This window comes from Butyrivibrio sp. AE3003 (assembly GCF_000686065.1).
Classification (GTDB): Bacteria; Bacillota; Clostridia; order Lachnospirales; family Lachnospiraceae; genus Butyrivibrio; species Butyrivibrio hungatei_A.
In genome coordinates this window covers 1,298,064-1,319,483 of the sequence record NZ_JMLX01000001.1, presented here as the reverse complement: position 1 = coordinate 1,319,483, position 21,420 = coordinate 1,298,064, and the positions used below count along the sequence as shown (strand labels likewise).

General features: G+C 41.5%; 16 protein-coding genes, 1 tRNA gene and 1 pseudogene. 17 read left to right on the top strand and 1 reads right to left on the bottom strand.

Annotation, left to right across the window (positions count from 1 at the left end; all coding sequences use genetic code 11):
* Positions 1 to 171 precede the first annotated feature (171 nt).
* Positions 172 to 1,842 carry a hypothetical protein gene (locus CD00_RS0106310; RefSeq protein ID WP_026655186.1) on the top strand — a complete coding sequence of 557 codons (1,671 nt, stop codon included), beginning with the start codon at positions 172 to 174 and terminating at the stop codon, positions 1,840 to 1,842.
* Between the two features lie 44 nt (positions 1,843 to 1,886).
* Here CD00_RS0106310 and CD00_RS17475 read toward each other — a convergent pair whose 3' ends face one another.
* On the bottom strand, positions 1,887 to 2,750 hold the full coding sequence (locus CD00_RS17475; RefSeq protein ID WP_051198925.1) for an Rpn family recombination-promoting nuclease/putative transposase: 864 nt from the start codon (positions 2,748 to 2,750) through the stop codon (positions 1,887 to 1,889).
* A gap of 369 nt (positions 2,751 to 3,119) precedes the next feature.
* On the opposite strand from CD00_RS17475, the gene CD00_RS0106300 reads away from it, so the two are divergent.
* The 16 genes and pseudogenes from CD00_RS0106300 (at position 3,120) to CD00_RS0106225 (ending at position 21,359) form a co-directional block, all read left to right on the top strand.
* Positions 3,120 to 3,191 (top strand) — tRNA-Glu (locus CD00_RS0106300).
* A gap of 225 nt (positions 3,192 to 3,416) precedes the next feature.
* Positions 3,417 to 3,881 (top strand): ribosome maturation factor RimP, encoded by a 465-nt coding sequence (rimP, locus tag CD00_RS0106295; RefSeq protein ID WP_026655185.1) that lies wholly within the window; start codon positions 3,417 to 3,419, stop codon positions 3,879 to 3,881.
* Between the two features lie 26 nt (positions 3,882 to 3,907).
* On the top strand, positions 3,908 to 5,173 hold the full coding sequence (gene nusA / locus CD00_RS0106290; protein WP_026655184.1) for a transcription termination factor NusA: 1,266 nt from the start codon (positions 3,908 to 3,910) through the stop codon (positions 5,171 to 5,173).
* A gap of 1 nt (position 5,174) precedes the next feature.
* Positions 5,175 to 5,435 carry an RNase P modulator RnpM gene (rnpM, locus tag CD00_RS0106285; RefSeq protein ID WP_026655182.1) on the top strand — a complete coding sequence of 87 codons (261 nt, stop codon included), beginning with the start codon at positions 5,175 to 5,177 and terminating at the stop codon, positions 5,433 to 5,435.
* Position 5,436: 1 nt separating this feature from the next.
* On the top strand, positions 5,437 to 5,748 hold the full coding sequence (locus CD00_RS0106280; RefSeq protein ID WP_026655181.1) for a L7Ae/L30e/S12e/Gadd45 family ribosomal protein: 312 nt from the start codon (positions 5,437 to 5,439) through the stop codon (positions 5,746 to 5,748).
* A 15-nt stretch (positions 5,749 to 5,763) separates the two neighbouring features.
* Positions 5,764 to 8,613, top strand: coding sequence for a translation initiation factor IF-2 (infB, locus tag CD00_RS0106275; RefSeq protein ID WP_081670506.1), 2,850 nt, complete (start codon positions 5,764 to 5,766; stop codon positions 8,611 to 8,613).
* Between the two features lie 11 nt (positions 8,614 to 8,624).
* Complete coding sequence (gene rbfA, locus CD00_RS0106270; protein ID WP_026514257.1) at positions 8,625 to 9,020, top strand: 30S ribosome-binding factor RbfA; 396 nt, start codon at positions 8,625 to 8,627, stop codon at positions 9,018 to 9,020.
* Complete coding sequence (locus CD00_RS0106265) at positions 9,010 to 9,960, top strand: DHH family phosphoesterase (protein WP_026655179.1); 951 nt, start codon at positions 9,010 to 9,012, stop codon at positions 9,958 to 9,960. The genes rbfA and CD00_RS0106265 overlap by 11 nt, the downstream gene beginning before the upstream one ends.
* 76 nt (positions 9,961 to 10,036) lie before the next feature.
* Complete coding sequence (truB, locus tag CD00_RS0106260) at positions 10,037 to 10,996, top strand: tRNA pseudouridine(55) synthase TruB (protein WP_034462003.1); 960 nt, start codon at positions 10,037 to 10,039, stop codon at positions 10,994 to 10,996.
* 22 nt (positions 10,997 to 11,018) lie between these two features.
* The gene (locus tag CD00_RS0106255; RefSeq protein WP_026655177.1) at positions 11,019 to 11,933 is read left to right on the top strand and encodes a bifunctional riboflavin kinase/FAD synthetase; all 915 of its coding nucleotides are present in this window, start codon (positions 11,019 to 11,021) and stop codon (positions 11,931 to 11,933) included.
* Positions 11,934 to 13,494 (top strand): annotated as a pseudogene (locus CD00_RS17470) (ABC-F family ATP-binding cassette domain-containing protein).
* Between the two features lie 160 nt (positions 13,495 to 13,654).
* On the top strand, positions 13,655 to 13,921 hold the full coding sequence (gene rpsO / locus CD00_RS0106245) for a 30S ribosomal protein S15 (protein ID WP_024864377.1): 267 nt from the start codon (positions 13,655 to 13,657) through the stop codon (positions 13,919 to 13,921).
* Positions 13,922 to 14,116: 195 nt separating this feature from the next.
* The gene (locus tag CD00_RS0106240; protein ID WP_026655176.1) at positions 14,117 to 16,204 is read left to right on the top strand and encodes a polyribonucleotide nucleotidyltransferase; all 2,088 of its coding nucleotides are present in this window, start codon (positions 14,117 to 14,119) and stop codon (positions 16,202 to 16,204) included.
* Between the two features lie 165 nt (positions 16,205 to 16,369).
* Positions 16,370 to 17,974, top strand: a complete 1,605-nt coding sequence (locus CD00_RS0106235) for a peptide chain release factor 3 (protein ID WP_026655174.1) — start codon at positions 16,370 to 16,372, stop codon at positions 17,972 to 17,974.
* A gap of 31 nt (positions 17,975 to 18,005) precedes the next feature.
* On the top strand, positions 18,006 to 19,883 hold the full coding sequence (locus CD00_RS19200) for a transglutaminase domain-containing protein (protein ID WP_026655173.1): 1,878 nt from the start codon (positions 18,006 to 18,008) through the stop codon (positions 19,881 to 19,883).
* A 33-nt stretch (positions 19,884 to 19,916) separates the two neighbouring features.
* Positions 19,917 to 21,359 carry a transglutaminase domain-containing protein gene (locus CD00_RS0106225; RefSeq protein WP_026655172.1) on the top strand — a complete coding sequence of 481 codons (1,443 nt, stop codon included), beginning with the start codon at positions 19,917 to 19,919 and terminating at the stop codon, positions 21,357 to 21,359.
* The last annotated feature ends 61 nt before the right edge of the window (positions 21,360 to 21,420 follow it).

Genomic DNA, 21,420 nt, shown 5'->3' with positions numbered 1-21,420 from the left:
TGCACAGATACGGCTGTATGCCGTCCACCTAGTGTCTGTGCAAACGAACTGCTCGGAATAAAGTGAAAATGTCAGATACGGCGTAAACTACACAAACATTTCACAGTTCAAATGCCTGCACCTATGTATAATATGCTTTGGGTTAGGTAATGGGCAACGAAAGGACAATCAATGAAGAAAAAAGTATTTGCGTTAGCTGCGCTGGCATCTCTGCTTGCAGGATGTGCCAAGGCACCGAACGGGGATGCGCAGTCTACAGCTGCGGTGGAAAGCGGATCTGAAGCTGATTCGGCATCCGAAGCCCAAAGCGAGGTTGTGGAAAACGCTTTGACAAATGAAGAACTGGCTGAATTTGCTCAGTTGTTCTGGACTTGTGAATATAGCGGTTTTTTAGATGACGGATTTAACAGCCCCAAGGATATTGAGTGGGAAGATGTTTTTCAAAACGGTGCAGGAATAAATGTAGAAAATATAAGTGAGGACGAGAAAGAAGCCTATCTGGAGGCAACACATCAAGATTGTCTTTACGATATTGACACTTTTATAGTTATTAGAAAGACTGATATGATGAATTTCACGAAAAAACATGCAGGATATGAGTATGCTCCCGATAAAGATGATCTGGATACATGGGGAGACGATTATAATCATTGGATCTATCTGGAGAAGTATGATTCATATTATTTTATGAATGTATGTTGGAAGGAACTAAAATACTGCAGTTGTGTTTCAGGAGAAAAAGAAGGAAACGTATATACTATCAGATTCAAGATGGCTACAGATGATCATTATGGAAAAGACGCCGACAGAGTTTTGAAATTCACTAAAGAAAATGATGAACTTGTAATGATATCAAATGAGATTCAGTGGGACGATCTTTGCGTCAAAGACAAAACATTCGATGCGAATTTGACACAGTTTGACAGTCCTCTGCGTTTTTATACATATAATGTTGATCCTGAAGAGACGGAATTAGAAATCGTAAAAGATGGGAAATATCTTACAACCATTCGGTATTATGTCAAAGCATCTGATGATGCACAATATCCGGTAATTATTGACGATATAGGCTTTTTTGATTTTTACGCAGACGGCTATCAGGATATTGCTGTTTTGTGTATTTCATATTGCGGAAAAAAGATTATTTTGCATGAATATGATTATGAATCAAATGGTTTCTGTGGAATTGCAGAGCTGGATGAAGAAAATGTACCTGAACTAAAAGGCAATCTAACAATAGCAGGAGCAAAAAAATATCTTCTTGGTGACAATGAAAACGGAGTGTATAACAACTATAAAGAGGTATATGCTCAAATGGCAAAGATCTATCATGTGGCAGATGACGGCTATAAGTTTGATCTTGCATATACTGATGATGACGATATTCCTGAACTTGTAATCGGACGGCCCGGATATTGGGTGTCGCTTTTTGCATATGAAGACGGCCATATTCACAGGCTTATTGATGGTTGGGCATATGGAGCAGGCGCTAATTCCGGATATTACTATGCCGAAAGAAAAAATGTTTTCATCAATGATAATTCCGATTATAACGTTCATTACACTTCATTTATGTCAAAGCGCGATAAAGGTGAGATTGCGACGGATTATTATATAAAATATATCTATTTCAAAGATCTTGACGGTGACGGAAATCCCTCTGAAGAAGAACTTGCTGCGTCCGATGGAGATGATTGCTTTGTCGAATATCATAACAATACTGACAAGAAAATGTCCGAAAAAGAAATTAAAAAAATAACCACAAAATACAGCAAGTATGATTACAAAGAGCTGTGCGGCGATATGGATTATGAGACGCTGCTTGCAGAACTCAGTAAATAAGCAGAAAACAGGCACCATCCACAATTCAGGGATGGTGCCTGAAATTATTTGGCTTCATTTTGGGTGATGCTATCAAAAATCTTTTGAATTTCATCTTTTGGAAGATCCGGAATTGAAGCAATGATTGTATCTAAAGAAACTCCGTTTTTTATAAGATTGATTGCTGTTTGACGGTTGGCTTCATTTTTTCCTTCAAGCAGACCTTTGTTTATTGCATCATCAAGTAAGTAATTCATTGTAGTACCTCCTTTTGGAAAGCGTTCTCGTAATATTTCAAAATGGTTATTACCTGTTAAGACAGATATTATTTTTAGTAGTGGATCAGGAAACTCGATTTGTTCATTATAATCAGCTGTGTCGGTAATCCCACTCATGTATTTGGCAAGTATTTTAAAATCGCTATGAAACAAAGTGTTGATTTCGTTATTGGTCATGTGAGAGATATCAAATACATTGATATGATAATCACTTACATATTTATCAAGACATTTTGGAATGTCTAATCTTTCTTTGAGATTTCTGGGAGCATTCCATGCCTCTTTTCCATAGTATAACACAATAGTTATAACCGGATATCGCTTGGATTGATTTTTTTCCAGAAGCTGGCTTCTGTATGATGCTCCGTCATAACCGATCACGCGTAAGACCATGTCTTTATCTATTGTGGTCTGATTTTCAATTCCTATTATGGAAAATATGACATTTTCTTTTGACCATCGTTTTACAATATCACGTTCTTGTTCGTGTAACTTGCCGTCATCAGCTTTATACTGTGATTTATGTGGGAGGTCGATTAGTTCGTCCTCTTTGATGGTTTGATTTCCTCCAAATAATGTTCCGTTTACAATGTCTGCGAAGATTTTATTGATTTCTTCAAAATGCTTTTCTGCAATATCTTTCTTTCCCATATGCACCTTTCAATTGTATAGATTTGGCGATAAGCCATGAATTCAGCAAAGAATGGTTGTTGAAAAACCTGCTGACTTAGATAGGATATCATATAAATCTTAAGAAATACCTACGAAAAATCTTAAGATTTCTTGTAGATTGTGATGTTATACAGCATCAATCGTTTTCACCATGATAGAGGATGATGTGTTCAAGAGAAAACCGCTTTCCATGCGGCTTTTTCCATATATATACAGCGCAAAAAGGGCAGTGACGGCTACTTTTTTAAAATTTTTTGAAAAAAATTTAAAAAAGTGCTTGCATTATTTCAAACTATGAGATAATATAAACAAGTCGCCGCGATACAGCGGCTGACACAAAGCTACTAAGCCTCGTTGGTCAAGCGGTTAAGACGCTGCCCTCTCACGGCAGAATCAGCGGTTCGATTCCGCTACGAGGTACGCAAGACTGTTTTTAACAGCCCAACCCGAGATCAAGTCCTTTGTGACTTGATTTTTTCTTTGAAGTAGCTGTTTACAAACAGCGCGACGCAAGTTATAATGTAGTTGATTTTAGGAGTGGACTTTCGCGAGTCCACTTTTTGCATGTTTCGGATTTTTTTCATATTTCATTGACGGCAAAAATAAAGAAGTGAAATTTGAAATATCTGAATTTAAGGAGATTGAATGTCCAGGAAAGAAGATATCGAGAAGAAAACAGAAGAACTGCTCGCACCTATTGCGGAGGCAAACGGTGTAAGGATTTATGATGTCGAATATGTGAAGGAAGCCGGAGAGTGGTACCTCAGAGCATATATTGACAAGGACGAAGGGGTTAATATCAACGATTGCGTCAATGTAAATCATGCTTTATCCGATGCCCTCGACGTGGATGACTTCATTGAGGATGCATATACACTTGAAGTCAGCAGTCCAGGACTGGGAAGGCAGCTTAAGAAGGACAGACATTTTGAGAACAGTCTCGGTAAGGAAGTTGAGCTTAAGCTATACAAGGCGATTGACGGAGTAAAAGAGTTTGCCGGTACACTTAAGAGCTACGATAGCACTTCGGTTACCGTAACTATAAATGACAAAGACGAAACTTTTTTGAGAAAAGAAATATCAGTTATTAAGCTTGCTCTGGATTTTTAATCCGGGCGAAAAAGAAGGAGACTACGATGAGTAAAGAATTAATGGATGCCCTTGACCTCTTGGAGAAGGAGAAGAACATCAGCAAGGATTCTCTGTTTGATGCTATTGAGAATTCTCTTGTCACAGCCTGCAAGAATAATTTCGGAAAGGCTGAGAACATCAGGGTAGAAGTTGACAGAGAGAACTGTGATTTCAAGTGCTATGCTGAGAAAACAGTTGTTGAAACCGCAGATGATGTTATGGATCCTATGCTTGAAATCTCTCTTGATGATGCCAAGAAGATCAGCAAGAAGAGCAAGGTTGATGATATTGTCAATGTTCCCCTCAATTCCAAAGAGTTCGGCCGTATTGCTACTCAGAATGCCAAGAACGTAATTCTTCAGAAGATCCGTGAGGAAGAGCGCGGAGCTATATATAACGAGTATTACAAGAAAGAGCATGATATTGTTACCGGTGTTATTCAGAGATATGTCGGCAAGAATATCAGCATCAATCTTGGCCGTGCAGATGCTATTCTCAATGAGAACGAGCAGGTTGAGAGCGAGGCAAAATCAGGTTTCTACAAACCTACATCAAGAATCAGACTTTATGTCCTCGAAGTAAAGAACGGTTCGAAGGGACCCAGAATTCTTGTTTCAAGAACTCATCCCGATCTTGTAAAGAGACTTTTCGAGCAGGAAGTTGCAGAGATTCAGGACGGAACAGTAGAGATCAAGAGTATCGCGAGAGAAGCAGGAAGCCGTACAAAGATCGCCGTATACTCAAACAATCCGAATGTTGATGCTGTAGGTGCTTGCGTAGGTGTCAACGGAGCAAGAGTTAATCTTATTGTAGATGAGCTTAACGGTGAGAAGATCGATGTTATCAACTGGGATGAGAACCCCGGTAACCTCATTCAGAATGCTCTTTCACCCGCAAAGATCGTTGCCGTATTTGCCGATCCCGATGAGAAGAGTGCTAAGGTAGTCGTTCCCGATTATCAGCTTTCACTTGCAATCGGTAAGGAAGGTCAGAATGCAAGACTTGCAGCAAGACTTACAGGTTACAAGATCGATATAAAGAGCGAAACACAGGCTAAGGATGCTCCCGGATTCCGTATGGAAGATTATCTTGATGATGAAGAAGATTACGATGAGGAGTATGAAGAAGGCGAGATCGAAGAAGTAGAAGAAGTTGAAGTAGACGACGCTGAGATCGAAGAAGTAGAAGAAGTTGAAGTAGACGACGCTGAGATCGAAGAAGCAGAAGATGCTGAAATTGAAGTAGAAGAGGACACTGACGCAGAGGAATAAGATGCAGAAGAAAATTCCAACAAGAAAGTGTGTAGGCTGCGGAGAGATGCGTGACAAGAAGGACATGATAAGAGTTATCAAGACTCCCGAAGGTGAGATATGTCTTGATGTCACAGGCAGGGCGAATGGAAGAGGCGCATATATATGTAACAGTGCCGAATGTCTAAAAAAAGCAGTTAAGAACAGGGGACTTGAGAAATCTTTGAAAGCTCAGATTCCCGGAGACATACTTGAGCAGATGAATAAGGAGCTCGGAGAGTAAATTGGATAGTAAAAAGATTTATTCTTTGCTTGGCCTTAGTGCAAGGGCCGGGAAATTAAAGAGCGGAGAGTTTTCCGTATTGGATGCGATCCGCAGCGGCAAAGCATGTGTCGTGATAGTGAGTGAAGATGCTTCTGATAACACAAAGAAGCAGTTCAAAGATAAATGTAGTTATTATAATGTGCCTATTGCTTTTTTTGGAGACATGGAGAGCCTCGGGCATGCAGTTGGTAAAGGAGTTCGAACAAGCCTTGTCATCACCGACAAAGGGCTGGCGCAATCGCTTTTAAAGAACTTACTACAAGAAGATTAGTTGGAGGAAATGTGAATGGCAAAAATTAAGATATCTGAACTTGCAACAGAGCTTGGGTGTGAAGGAAAAGCACTGCTTAGCTTTTTGCAGGAAAAGGGAATAGAGGCGAAGCGTTCGAACAGCTCGATTGATGACAATGAGGCGGAAATTGCAAGAAAGCATTTCGGCAAAAAGAGTGCAAATGATGCACCCTCCAATGCCAATAAGGAAGCTAAGCCTGCTAAGACAGACGCATCTGCAAAAGGCGCGTCTGATCAGAGTGCTTCAGGTGATGCACCTAAGAAAAAGAAAAAGATCATAATGGTTACAAATGCCGGAAATTCCAAGATGGGCGGCTATCAGAACCAGAATAACAATAATGCGGGAAATAACAACCAGAGACGTGACAACAGAAATTCCGGTAATCAGAACAACAGAAGAGGAACTTTTGCTCAGTCACAGAATGTTTATCATCCCATTAAGCCTTTAACTGCACCTTCTCAGCTTGAGAGCTACGGAAACAGTTCTATTCCCAAGACTCCGGTTCAGAAGCAGGCACCTGCCAAGCAGGAAGCTCCCGCAAAGCAGGAGACACAGGCTGTTAAGCCTAAGGAGACTGCTGTTGAGAATAAGCAGCCGGTAAAGGCACCCGTTAAGGAGAAAACAGAAAGACCCGCAGAGAGAAATGCGGCTCCTGCACAGAACAATAACAGAAACGGTGCCGATAGAAGAGATAACAGAGGCCCTCGTCAGAACGGAGACAGAAACTCATTCCAGAACAGAAACGGTGCACAGGGCGGACCCAGAAACAACAATGCTCAGGGTAACGGTCCACGCAGGGACAACAATAACGGAAACAATGCTCAGAACGGTAAGTTCAGGGGCAAGGGCGACAACAATAAGTTTGCCGGAAATAAGTTTGATAAGGGCGCAAGAGGCGGATTTGCCGATGCACCTCAGAAAGAAAACTCAGGTCGCAGAGACGACGAGAGAAGAAGAATCGGTCAGGAAAAGGATAAGAGAAACAAGAAGGATCTTGCTTACGAGCAGGAAGAGATGATGCCGAGAAGTAAGAGAGTCGGCAGATTCATCAAGCCTGAAGTTAAGAAGGTTGAAGAACCCGAAGAGCAGATCAAGGTTATCTCAATTCCCGAGAAGGTTTCCATCAAGGAACTTGCTGAGAAGATGAAGATGCAGCCTTCAGTAATCATCAAGAAGCTCTTTATGGCAGGTCAGATTTCTACCGTTAATACAGAGCTTACTTATGAAGAGGCCGAGAATATAGCTATCGAATATGACATCATCTGTGAGAAGGAGATTCCCGTTGATATTATCGAGGAGCTTCTTAAAGAGGATGAGGACGCAGAAGAGACACTTAAGAAGAGACCTCCTGTTGTCTGCGTAATGGGTCACGTTGACCATGGTAAGACTTCACTTCTTGATGCTATTCGTAAGACAAGCGTTACAGACAGAGAGGCAGGCGGTATCACACAGAGAATCGGTGCTTACACTGTATCTGTAAATGACCAGAAGATCACATTCCTTGATACTCCCGGTCACGAAGCATTCACTGCAATGCGTATGAGAGGTGCTACATCAACAGATATCGCAGTTCTTGTTGTTGCTGCCGATGATGGTGTAATGCCACAGACTGTTGAGGCTATCAACCATGCCAAGGCAGCCGAAGTTGAGATTATCGTAGCAGTTAATAAGATAGATAAGCCTAATGCAAATATCGATAAGGTTAAGCAGGAAATGACTGAATATGGCCTTATTTCAACAGATTGGGGCGGAACAACAGAATTTGTTCCCGTTTCAGCTAAGTCCGGAGAGGGAATTGAGACGCTTCTTGAGACTATCATTCTTACAGCTGATATTCTCGAGCTCAAGGCTAATCCTGACAGAGAAGCAAGAGGTCTCGTACTTGAGGCAAGACTTGATAAGGGTCGCGGACCTGTTGCAAACGTACTTGTTCAGAAGGGTACACTTCACGTTGGTGACTTCATTTCAGCCGGTGCAAGCTCAGGTAAGGTTAGAGCGATGGTTGACGATAAGGGCAACAAGCTCAAGGAAGCACTTCCTTCACAGCCTGTTGAGATTCTTGGCCTTTCAGATGTTCCAAACGCAGGTGAAGTATTCCTTGGACATGAGACTGACAAGCAGGCTAAGCAGTATGCCAACACATACCTTCAGCAGCATAAGAAAGACCTTATCGAAGAGACAAAGGCTAAGATGTCACTTGACGATCTGTACTCCAAGATTGAGGAAGGCAGACTTCAGGAACTCAATATTATTATCAAGGCAGACGTTCAGGGTAGCGTAGAGGCACTTAAGCAGAGCCTCCTTAAGCTTTCAAACGAGGAAGTTGTTGTTAAGGTTATTCACGGCGGTGTTGGTGCCATCAATGAGTCTGACGTAACTCTGGCCGCAGCTTCAAGTGCTATCATCATCGGATTTGACGTTCGTCCCGATGCGACAGCAAAGAGCATGGCAGAGCACGAAGGCGTAGAGATCAAGCTTTACAAGGTTATCTACCAGGCAATCGAAGAAATCGAATTTGCCATGAAGGGTATGCTTGCTCCTATCTTCGAAGAGAGAGTTACCGGACATGCCGAAGTCAGACAGATATTCAAGGCTTCTAAGGTCGGAAATATCGCAGGTTCCTTCGTTAAGGACGGTATCATTAAGAAAAATTGCAAGGTTCGTATTTCCAGAGATGGTGAGCAAATCTTCGAAGGTGATCTTGCATCCCTTAAGAGATTCAAGGACGATGTCAAGGAAGTTAAGGAAGGCTTCGAGTGCGGTCTTGTATTTGACGGTTTTGATCAGATTCACGAAGGTGATCTTGTAGAAGCTTACGAGATGGTGGAAGTACCCAGAACCTAAGAAAGGTAAAAATGCGAAAGAACAGCAATAAAAATAAAAGAATAAACGGTGAGGTTCAGAAAGTTATATCCGAAGCTATCAGATATAGCAAAGATCCCAGAATCAGTCCAATGACATCCGTAATGGATGTTGAAGTTGCTCCGGACCTTAAGACATGTAAGGTCTGGGTTACTGTAATGGGAAATGATGAGGATAGGGAGAGAACCGAAGCCGGACTTAAGAGCGCAGCGGGATATATCAGAAGTACTCTGGCAAAAGAGCTCAATATGAGATATACGCCCGAGCTTCGCTTTATCATGGATGACTCCATTGAATATGCAATCAATATGTCCAAGAAGATTGATGAAGTAACAGCAAAGGATAATGAAGCAAAGATTGCTCGCGGAGAGGAAATCGATGAGGATTGATGATTATTTGACTAATGTCGGTACAGTTGGAATCAGCGGACATGTGAGACCTGACGGAGACTGTGTTGGGTCATGTATGAGTATGTATCTTTACCTCAGAAAGAATTATCCGAATATCAAGGTGGATGTTTTTCTTGAAAAAATACCTCAGGAGCTTACATTTATCAAAGATTCCGACAAGATAAACAATGATTTTGTTTCGGAAGTTGAAAGCTACGATCTGTTTATTGCGCTTGATTGCGGAAAAGAGCGCACAGGCGGCGCGGAGAAGTTTTTTGATTCTGCAAAAAAGACGGTAAATATAGATCATCACATCAGTAATCCCGGAACAGGTGATGCAAATTACGTTGTTCCTACAGCAAGTTCTGCTTGTGAGCTTGTTTATGACGTTCTTGATAAAGAGCGCATGGATGTTGAGATAGCTAAGGCTATTTATACCGGAATGGTTACTGACACGGGAGTCTTCAAATATTCAAACACATCTCCGAAGACAATGGAGATTGCGGCAAAACTCATAGCTTACGGTTTTGATTTCGGAAGTCTTATCGACCATGTTTTTTATGAAAAGACTTATCTTCAGAACCAGATACTTGGAAGAGCGCTTTTAGAGAGCATTCGTCTTCTTGACGGAAGATGTATCGTATCTGTTATCTCTAAGCAGACAATGGATTTCTACGGCGCTGAATCAAGCGATCTTGATGGTATAGTAAGTCAGATGCTTCTCACCATCGGAGTTGATTGTTCGATTTTTGCTTATGAGCTGGCTCCTTTGGAATATAAGGTCAGCCTTCGCAGTAACGGCGCTGTCGATGTAGCCAAGGTTGCAGCGATATTTGGAGGCGGTGGTCATCAGAGAGCGGCAGGATGCAGCGTAAACGGAACTTATCATGATGTAATAAACAATATAATGAAATATGTTCAGCATCAGCTTGAAGAGTGAGAACATATTGTATTAAACGAAAAAGGTACCCATAAAGATTACATTTAGGGGTACCTTTTTGAGAGCACGGGAGAATATGAAAAGTAATTACAACGGACTTATAAATATCTATAAAGAACCCGGATTTACTTCAAATGACGTGGTTGCAAAGTTAAGAGGAATACTTAAGCAAAAAAAGATCGGCCATACGGGGACTCTTGATCCTGATGCGGTGGGCGTTCTTGTTGTATGCCTCGGAACGGGCACCAAGCTTGTCGAGATGCTTACAGATCATGACAAGGAGTACATTGCCGTCTGCAGGCTCGGAGTAACCACTGATACCCAGGATATGTCAGGGAACATCTTGGAGACATTGGACGTCAAAGTTACAAAAGAACAGGTACACGAAGCGGTGCAAGCATTTATCGGCGATTACGATCAGATTCCCCCCATGTATTCCGCTATCAAGAAAGACGGAAGAAAGCTTTATGAGCTTGCGAGAGAAGGCATTGAGGTTGAACGTAAACCTAGAAAAGTCCACATATCCGCGATATCGGTTCTTGATGATTCGCATATTGATTCGGACGGCCTTTTCACAATAGAAGTTAAGTGCAGCAAGGGGACATATATAAGGACTCTTTGCCATGACATCGGCCTCAGACTCGGATGCGGTGCGGCAATGCAGCATCTTACAAGAACGAGAGTAGGAGCATTTACTCTTGATACCGCTGTGACCCTTTCTCAGATTGAGAATATGAGGGATGCGGGAACGCTTCCCGAGATCATACAGTCGCCTGAATATATTTTCAGAGATCTTGATAAAATACATGTGAAAAACGCCGCCAGAACGCTTTTAGAGAACGGAAACAGCTTCAGGAGGAATAATATCGTAAATGAAGATCCCGAGGGCGTAAATGACAAGGAATTTGAAAAAGAGATGTTTTCCGAGGGCAATAAGTTCAGAGTATATTCGGAGGATGATGTTTTCTTTGGGATATATACATTCAGTGCCAAGACGGGTATGTTTAACGTAGATAAATTCTTTTTTGAAAAATAATCGGAACGGATATCGGATCGAAATGAAGATAATAACTGAACTTGATAAATTGAATATCCGCGAAAAAACTGCGGTAGCAATAGGAAAATTTGACGGTATACATGTGGGACATAAGGAACTTCTTTCCAGGATTCTTGAAAAGAAGAAGGATGGACTTAAGGCAACTGTGTTTACGTTCGATCCTTCGCCTGAGGAGTTTTTTGTAGGGCACTCCGTACCGCAGCTTTTTACACGTGAAGAAAAGCTTAAGGCGTTTCAGGAGCTTGGAGTGGACATCCTTGTGATGTTTCCGCTAAATGATGCGACTGCTGCGACGGATCCTGAGGAGTTTGTCAGAAGAATACTTGTGGATGAACTTAATGCCGGTTTTATCGCGGCGGGAAGTGATGTTTCTTTTGGCAATAAGGGAAAAGGCGACAGTAAGCTCCTTGAGCGACTTGGAAAAGAGCTTTCGTATGAACTTTGCATTATCGATAAGGTGAAGGTCGACGGCGAAGAAGTGAGCTCTACAAGAGTCAGAAATGCCGTATCTGACGGGGATATGGATCTCACCGAAAGGCTTCTTGGAACGAAGTATTCGATTTCCGGAATCGTTGAACACGGAAATCATCTGGGACATACGATTGGCGTGCCTACGGTGAATATCCTTCCTCCTTCAATGAAACTTCTTCCTCCCTACGGAGTGTATTCAAGTACGGTCAAGATAGGGAAGAATGAGTTCAAAGGAATGACAAATATAGGGCGCAAGCCAACGATTTCGGAAAAAGAAAAGGTTGGCGTCGAGACATATATATATGATTTTGACCGCGATGTGTACGGGGAATATATAGAAGTTGTGCTCCACAGCTTTGTAAGACCCGAGATAAAGTTTGAAAATATGGAGCAGCTGAAATTACAGATTCAGCAAGATATAAAAAATGCAGTGAGGAGTTTTTAAGTGAGTATTTTAAATGTTGAGCATCTCACACATGGCTTCGGAGACAGAGCCATTTTTGATGATGTGTCTTTCAGATTGTTAAAGGGTGAGCACATTGGACTTGTCGGAGCAAACGGCGAGGGAAAGTCCACCTTTATGAATATTATTATCGGAAAACTTATGCCTGATGCCGGAAAGATAGATTGGGCAAAAAAATGTGAAAGTAGGTTATCTTGACCAGCACGCGGAGCTAAAGCAGGGAATGACCATACGAGACGTTCTCGCTTCCGCATATGAGCCGCTTTATGAGATGGAGCGCAGAATGAATGAGATCTGCGATGCAATGGCTGAAGCGGATGAAAAGACACTTGAAGAGTATATGGAAGAGCTTGGAACAATTCAGGATCTTCTTACAAATCATGATTTTTACCTGATAGATTCCAAGATAGAAGAGGTATCAAGGGCGCTGGGCTTTCTTGACCTTGGCCTTGACAGGGATGTAACGGAACTTTCGGGAGGACAGAGGACAAAGATCCTTCTTGCCAAGCTCCTTCTTGAAAAGCCCGATATCCTTCTTCTTGACGAGCCTACGAACTATCTTGATGCGGAACACATCGTATGGCTTACAAGATATCTTCAGGATTATGAGAACGCTTTTATCCTCATATCTCATGACATACCGTTCCTTAACAGCGTGGTAAACATCATTTACCACATGGACGGTCAGACACATTCTCTTGACAGATACGTGGGCGATTACGACAAGTTCATGGAAGTCTATGAGATGAAAAAAGCTCAGAGAGAAGCTGCATATAACAGACAGCAGCAGGAGATTGCCGACCTCAAGGACTTTGTTGCGAGAAACAAAGCAAGAGTCGCTACCAGAAATATGGCGATGGCAAGGCAGAAGAAGCTCGATAATATGGATATAATCGAGATGGTAAAAGAAAAGCCGAAGCCTGAGTTTAATTTCAAGGTTGCAAGGACTCCGGGTAAAGTTATATTTGAGACAAAAGACCTTGTTATAGGCTATGACGATCCTCTTTCATCGCCTCTTAACATAACTATGGAGCGCAATTCAAAGATTGTTCTTACGGGTGCAAACGGAATCGGAAAGACAACTCTTTTAAAGAGTATTCTCGGTCTTATTCCTGCGCTTGAAGGCTCCGTAGAACTTGGAGAAAACGTTGAGATAGGCTATTTTGAGCAGGAGATGTCACCTGATATCGAAACTACATGTATGCAGGAAATCTGGAACGAATTTCCGGGATTTTCGCAGTATGAGGTTCGCTCGGCTCTTGCAAAATGCGGACTTACGACCAAGCACATAGAAAGCAAGTGTAAGGTGCTTTCCGGAGGAGAGCAGGCGAAAGTAAGACTTTGTAAGCTCATAAACAGGGAATCAAATCTTCTTGTTCTTGATGAGCCTACGAACCATCTTGACGTTGATGCAAAGACAGAGCTTAAGAGAGCACTTTCGGAGTACAAGGGCAGCATTCTGATGGTATGCCATGAGCCTGATTTTTACGATGGGCTTGCCACGGAGGTTTTAGACTGTTCAAAGTGGACAACTCGTCTGTAATCCGATAATGACTTTACATAAAAGAATATATATGCTAATATAACTTAGTTGCCTACCAATCTTAGGCACATCAACAGAACTACCTATACTCGGATATGGGATACTCCAACCCTTGTCTGTGTATCGGGCGGATTCATAAAATATTTTAAGGAGTGAAAAAATGATCACAAAAGAGAAGAAAACAGAAGTTATCAACAAGTTTGCGAGAAAAGCCGGAGATACAGGTTCACCGGAAGTTCAGGTTGCAATTCTTACAGAGAGAATTCAGGAGCTCAACGCTCACCTTCAGAAGAACCCTAAGGATCACCACTCAAGAAGAGGTCTTCTTAAGATGGTTGGTCAGAGACGTAGCCTTCTTGGATACCTTAAGAAGAAGGACATCGAAGCTTACCGTAAGCTTATCGCAGATCTTGGTTTGAGAAAGTAATCTGTAAAACAGAAAGGCGGGATGAGGCTGATGCAAATCGGCTTATTCCGTCTTTATTAATGTTTGGTACATGCGTTGTAATATGATCTAGGGCTTTCAAAGTTATAATATACGGTTCGATTCTTGCGAGGCGCATATTATGACCTTGAAACCCACGTATCATATTATTATTTAATGTGAGTGAAGGAGATTAAAATGGTTAAGACTTACACAATGGATCTTGCCGGACGTACTCTTAAAGTAGAGATCGGCAAAGTAGGTAAACAAGCTAATGGATGCGCATTTATGCAGTATGGTGACACAACAGTTCTTTGTACAGCTACAGCATCTGCAAAGCCCAGAGAAGGAATCGATTTCTTCCCTCTGAGTGTTGAATACAGTGAGAAATTCTACGCAGTGGGCAAGTTCCCCGGCGGATATAACAAGAGAGAGGGTAAGCCTTCTGAGAATGCTATCCTTACAAGCCGTGTTATCGACCGTCCTATGCGTCCTCTTTTCCCTAAGGATTACAGAAACGACGTTACGATCGAGACTATGGTAATGGCAGTTGACAATCAGTGCAGACCTGAACTTGTAGCTATGCTCGGTGCATCTGTATCTGTATCAATTTCGGATATTCCTTTCGACGGCCCTTGTGCTATGACGCAGGTTGGTATGGTTGACGGTGAGCTTATCATCAACCCTACACAGGAGCAGTGGAATACAGGTGACCTTAAGCTTACTGTTGCATCAGTAGGACAGAAGGTTATCATGATCGAGGCCGGAGCAAACGAGATTCCTGAAGAGAAGATGAAGGAAGCCATCTACAAGGCTCATGATGTAAACCTTCAGATTATCGAATTCTTCAAGGGAATCGTAGCAGAGATCGGTAAGCCCAAGCATGAGTATACAAGCTGTGCTGTTCCCGAAGAGCTCTTTGCCGCAATCAAAGAGGTTGTTCCTCCCGAGGAGATGGAAAAGGCTGTATTTACAGACGATAAGCAGACAAGAGAGAACAATATCGCAGAGATTACAGATAAGCTTACAGAGAAGTTTGCAGAGAACGAAGAATGGCTTGCAATTCTCGGTGAGGCTATTTACCAGTATGAGAAGAAGACAGTTCGTAAGATGATCCTTAAGGATCACAAGAGACCTGACGGACGTGATATCAAGCAGATCAGACCTCTTGCAGCTGAGGTTGACATCATTCCCAGAGTACACGGAAGTGCTATGTTCACTCGTGGACAGACACAGATCTGTGACGTTACAACACTTGCACCTCTTTCAGAGGCACAGAAGGTTGAGGGACTTGATGAGTTCGCTTCAGATAAGAGATATGTACACCAGTACAATTTCCCTGCTTATTCAGTAGGTGAGACAAAGGTTTCAAGAGGACCCGGACGTAGAGAGATCGGACACGGTGCACTTGCAGAGAGAGCACTTCTTCCCGTTCTTCCAAGTCCTGAAGAATTCCCTTATGCAATCCGTTGCGTATCAGAGACATTTGAGTCAAACGGATCTACATCAATGGCTTCAACTTGCGCATCATGTATGTCACTTATGGCTGCAGGTGTTCCCATCAAGAAGATGGTTGCAGGTATCAGTTGCGGTCTTGTAACAGGCGATACAGACGATGATTTCATCGTACTTACAGATATCCAGGGACTTGAAGACTTCTTCGGAGATATGGACTTCAAGGTAACAGGTACAAAAGACGGTATCACAGCTATCCAGATGGATATCAAGATTCACGGTCTTACAAAGCCTATCGTTGAGACAGCTATCGAGCAGTGCCGCGAGGCAAGATTCTTCATCATGGACGAGTGTATGAGCAAGGCTATTGCTGAGCCTCGTAAGGAAGTATCCAAGTATGCTCCCAAGATCGTATCTATTCAGATCGATCCCGAGAAGATCGGTGATGTTGTCGGACAGAGAGGAAAGACAATCAACGAGATCATCGCTCGTACAGGCGTTAAGATCGATATTACCGATGACGGCAAGGTTTCTGTATGCGGAGAAGACCAGGAGAAGCTCCAGCAGGCAATCGATATGGTAAATATCATTGTTACTGACTTCGAGAAAGGCCAGACCTTTACAGGAAAGGTAATCAGCATTAAAGAGTTTGGTGCATTCGTTGAGTTCGCTCCCGGAAAAGAGGGTATGGTTCATATCAGCAAGATTTCAAAGGAGAGAATCGACCGCGTAGAGGATGTTCTTACACTTGGTGATACAGTTAAGGTTGTATGCCTTGGCAAGGATAAGATGGGAAGAATCAGCTTCTCGATCAAGGACGCTAAAGACTGAACACTTGACGAGGTATTATCGAGTCTAGTGTGAAGCTTGTTCTGGCGAGCACTTCGTGCGAGAGCAGAACCTCCTTATGTCCTTGTAAAAAGAAACTATAGAATAAACAGATTTATGAGGTCGGGATGTTAATTCATGCCGACCTCATGTTGAGTAGAGGAAAAGATGAGCAATACAAAAGAAACAATCAATGAGATAAACAAGAGACGTACATTTGCGATTATTTCCCACCCTGACGCAGGTAAGACAACACTTACGGAGAAATTCCTTCTCTACGGTGGTGCGATCAATATGGCGGGAAGCGTTAAGGGAAAAGCAACTGCCAGACATGCCGTATCTGACTGGATGGAAATCGAGAAACAGCGTGGTATTTCTGTTACTTCTTCCGTACTTCAGTTTAATTATGAGGGATGTTGCATAAACATTCTTGATACACCGGGCCACCAGGATTTCTCTGAGGATACATACAGAACACTTATGGCTGCGGATTCTGCTGTTATGGTAATTGATGCAAGTAAGGGTGTTGAGGCACAGACAAGAAAACTCTTCAAAGTCTGCGCTATGAGCCATATTCCGATCTTTACTTTTATCAACAAGCTTGACCGTGATGCAATGGATACATTCGATCTTCTCGATGATATCGAGAATAACCTTGGAATCGCAACTTGCCCTATGAACTGGCCAATCGGTTCAGGTAAGAACTTCAAGGGAATATATGATAGAAGAGAAGGACATATCGTTACTTTCTCAGATACCCAGAAGGGTACAAAAGAAGGCAAGGAGACAATTATAGATCTTACCGATAAGGCAGGAATAGAATCACTTGTCGGAAACGATGCATTTGAGAAACTTCAGGGTGAGATTGAGCTTTTGGATGGGGCAGGAGCTGAATATGACCTTGAGAGAGTCAGAAAGGGAGAACTTACCCCCGTATTCTTCGGATCTGCTCTTCAGAACTTCGGTGTTGAACTTTTTTTGCATCATTTCCTTAAGATGGCTACTCCTCCTATGGGACGTTCGTCTGCAGACGGCGAAATGATCGATCCGCTTGAAAGAGACTTTACTGCATTTGTATTTAAGATTCAGGCCAATATGAATAAAGCTCACAGAGACAGAGTGGCATTTATGAGAATCTGTTCGGGAAGATATGATGCAAATAAGGAAGTTAAGCATGTCCAGAGTGGAAAGGTTATGCGCCTTTCACAGCCTCAGCAGCTTATGGCTGACGAGAGAAAAATTCTTAGCGAGGCATATGCCGGAGATATCATGGGCGTATTCGATCCGGGTATATTTGCTATCGGAGATACTGTTTGCATGCCTAAGGATAATGTTGTTTATCAGGGTATCCCAACATTCGCTCCGGAACATTTTGCACGAGTTCGTCAGGTCGACACAATGAAACGTAAACAATTTGTTAAAGGAATTTCACAAATTGCTCAAGAGGGTGCAATCCAGATATTTCAAGAGTTTAACACGGGTTTGGAAGAAATAATTGTTGGAGTTGTAGGAATTCTTCAATTTGATGTCTTGAAATTTAGGTTACAAAGCGAGTACAATGTAGATATCATTCTAGAAAATCTTCCATACGAACACATCAGATGGGTGGACAACGATAACATAGATATGGCCTCTATTATCGGCACTTCTGACATGAAAAAGATAAAAGATATGCATGACAGACCACTCCTTTTATTTGTTAACGAATGGAGTGTTGGAATGACAATGGAAAGAAATGAGGGATTAAAACTTTCAGAATTTAAGAGAAACTAAGTAGTACAAGCAACACAACGGGGGTAATTTATTGAGGATACGCTTAAGAGGAAAGAGAAAAAATGAGGAAAATTATGATTTAATAGTTAAGAAAAACTTAATATGGACGAAAGAAATAAGTTGCAAATTATTAAGATACGCAACAGTGTTCGGAATTGTAGCAGCAACATCAATGTCTTTATGTGGATGTGATTACAGTGATATGGAAGCATATTATGACCTGCTTGAAGATATCGACACAGATAAAGACATTGATATTTCAAAGATTCTTGACGAGAATGATATATCTACGGATGATCTGGAAGATATAAGTGATCTCCTGAATCAGCTCGATGATTCATCTAAAGATAATTCTGACGAGGGGAAGAAAGATGATTCTGATGATGATAAGTTTTCCGATTTAGATCTTAATTTTGACTGCAACAAAGACAAAGATTGCAATAACAATGATTGCAATGACGGCAGTACCTGTGATAAAGACAGCGACTGTAACAAAGACAAAGATTGTAACAAGGATGATGCCGGTGATCAGAGCACAGAATGTGACAAAGACAAAGAAAAAGATACCGGTGACGATAGGAAGAAAGATACCGATCAAAATAAGGATTGCGATCCGAACAGAGATTCTACAGAAAACACTGACAGTGAACAAGACACTGATAAAAATGATGAGGCCAATAAAGAAGACACTGACAGTGCAAACAATGAGGATAGCTCAGATAAGCCTGACGATTCCAAGGGCAATGTCAGCGACCAGAATGGTGGCGAACCGCTTCCGGATGACGGAAGACCTAAGATGGATGCAGCGTATGAAGCTTCATACAGAGGCTTTGACGATGATTATACAAGAAAGAATCGTGAAGCTGCAGGAATTACCGATGCAAGCATTGACGAGCTTAAGAAGCAGCAGGAAGGTTATTACGCATACAGCAGATTAAGTGATGCGGGAAAGACTCTTTATGTTGAACTTCTTCAGATTATCAATAAAGAGGCAAATGAAATATTTGTTTCTACAAGAGATCCAAATGCAATACAGCTCGCTTTTGATTATCTAATGATGGATCATCCGGAGATATTCTGGGTGAACGGCTACCGTTATGTAAAACATTTTACAAATAACGGAGGAATTGATAAGCTTGCTTTTACAGGAGTTTATACATATGATTTAAATGAAGTTGCAAATAGGCAGGCAAAGATGCAGGGATATATCGATACATGCCTTGCAGGTGCACCTTCAACTGAAGATGAATATTTTGTCGTAAAATATATTTATGACTATCTAATAGCTAATACTGAGTATGATCTCAGAGCTCCTGACAATCAGAATATTTGCTCTGTATTCCTTAACGGAAAGACAGTTTGTAGCGGATATGCAAGAGCTTCGCAGTATTTGCTTAATAAACTTGGAATTAAGTGTACATACGTTACAGGAATGGCTGATAACGGATCCGGAAGTCCTGGACTTCATGCGTGGAACCTTGTAAGATGTAACGGTGATTATTATTACATGGATACAACCTGGGGAGATACAGGAATAACTTCACGCGATGGAAGGCCCAGAATCAATTATGATTATCTGTGCGCTACAGAAGCAGCAATGAGTGTCAATCACAAGCTTTCTGACAGAATTGATTATCCTGATTGTACAAGTACAAAGGATAGCTACTATGTAAGGGAAAACCGTTACATGGAAAGCCCGAATCTCACTCAGGTGGAAGAAATTTTCGCACAGGAATATGAATCGGGAAGCGATAATGTTACAGTAAAATGTGAATCTAAGGATACATATAATTCACTGTATGAACAGCTTATAAAAGATGGAGCTGTATATGATTACCTTCAGGGTGATAAGAAGCTTTCATATACGCTTTTCGAAGATAGTAATACTATTGCCATCTGGCTTAATTAAAGCAGAATAATATGGCGTAGGTGAGGGGACATTTTGAAAAATATCTTGGTTAATAAGATAAAGTTTAAAGGCATACATGCAAAAATGGTTGTGGTTATTGCCACGGTTGCTATAGCATCTACATTTTTGTGTGGTTGTGAGTATTTTGACATTGATGAATTACTGAAAACATTTGATCTGTCGGATTACGATTATGACGATTCGACATTTCTAGAGTCAGATGAAACTGCTTCAGAGGATAAAGAGGCCGCCGACGAAGCAGCGGAAGAAGGTAGTGATTCTTTGGATTCAGGGATATCCAGTAAGATAAAAGACCCTGAAAACTTCGACTTTTCATCATTCTACAAAAAGTTCTTTGATACGGACACGGACGGTGATGTAAAAAAAGTTCGTGAAGCAGCGGGACTTACCGATGAAAATTTAAAAAAGGTTATGAAAGAGCAGGAAGGAAACTATGCTTATGACAAGCTTACCGAGGCGGGCAGAACTCTTTATGCCGAACTGTATCTGGTTCTTACAAAAGAGTCCGAAGAGGTATATGTTTCCACAACAAGTGAACAGGCAATAGATATAGTTTTTAATTATCTGATGATCGACCATCCTGAAATATTCTGGGTGGAAGGCTATTCTTTTAAAAGGTATACTGTTGGTGATGTCACTGAGAAAATGGCTTTTTCGGGTCAATATACCTATGACCTTAAGGAAGTTGCCCAAAGAAAGAAAAAGATTGATAAATACGTGAATGAGTGCATTTCGGGTGCACCTTCATCCGACGATGATTATTTAAAGATCAAGTATATTTATGAGTATATTATCGCGAAAACGGACTATGTGTCCGGAGCGCCTGATAACCAGAATATTTGCTCTGTATTTATCGGAGGAGAGAGTGTATGTAGCGGATATGCCAAGGCTACGCAGTATTTGCTGAATAAGCTTGGTATTGAGTGCATAACTGTTTCCGGAACGGTAGATACAAGAACAACTTCAGATGCAAAACACTCGTGGAATCTGGTGCAATGTAATGGAAAATATTATTATATTGACACTACATGGGGTGATTCTTCATATCAGACGGTAAGTAGCGATAGTGAAAATGTTACAAACCTTCCGAGAGTAAATTACGAATATCTTTGTGTTACAACAGAGAATATATTGAGCAATCATAAGTTTTCGGATGTTATTGCACTTCCTGAATGTAATAGCATGGAGGACAACTACTATGTGAGAGAAGGCGCCTATTTTAATAATGACGATCTTGAACATGTCAGAGAACTGTTTGACAGACGCTACAGTGAAGGAAGCGAAAATGTTACGATAAAATGCGCAACGGAAGATGTATATAATCTGTTATTGGATAAATTGGTATCTAAAGGAGCCGTATTTGATTATCTCAGAGGCGGTTACGACAAAGATAACAAGAAAAATGTTCGTTATACGACATTTGAAGAAACCAAGACAATTATTTTCTGGTTGTGACAGGTAAACTATAACATTGTTGGTATTAGCGGTAATATCGTTAATGCCAACAATGTTTTTC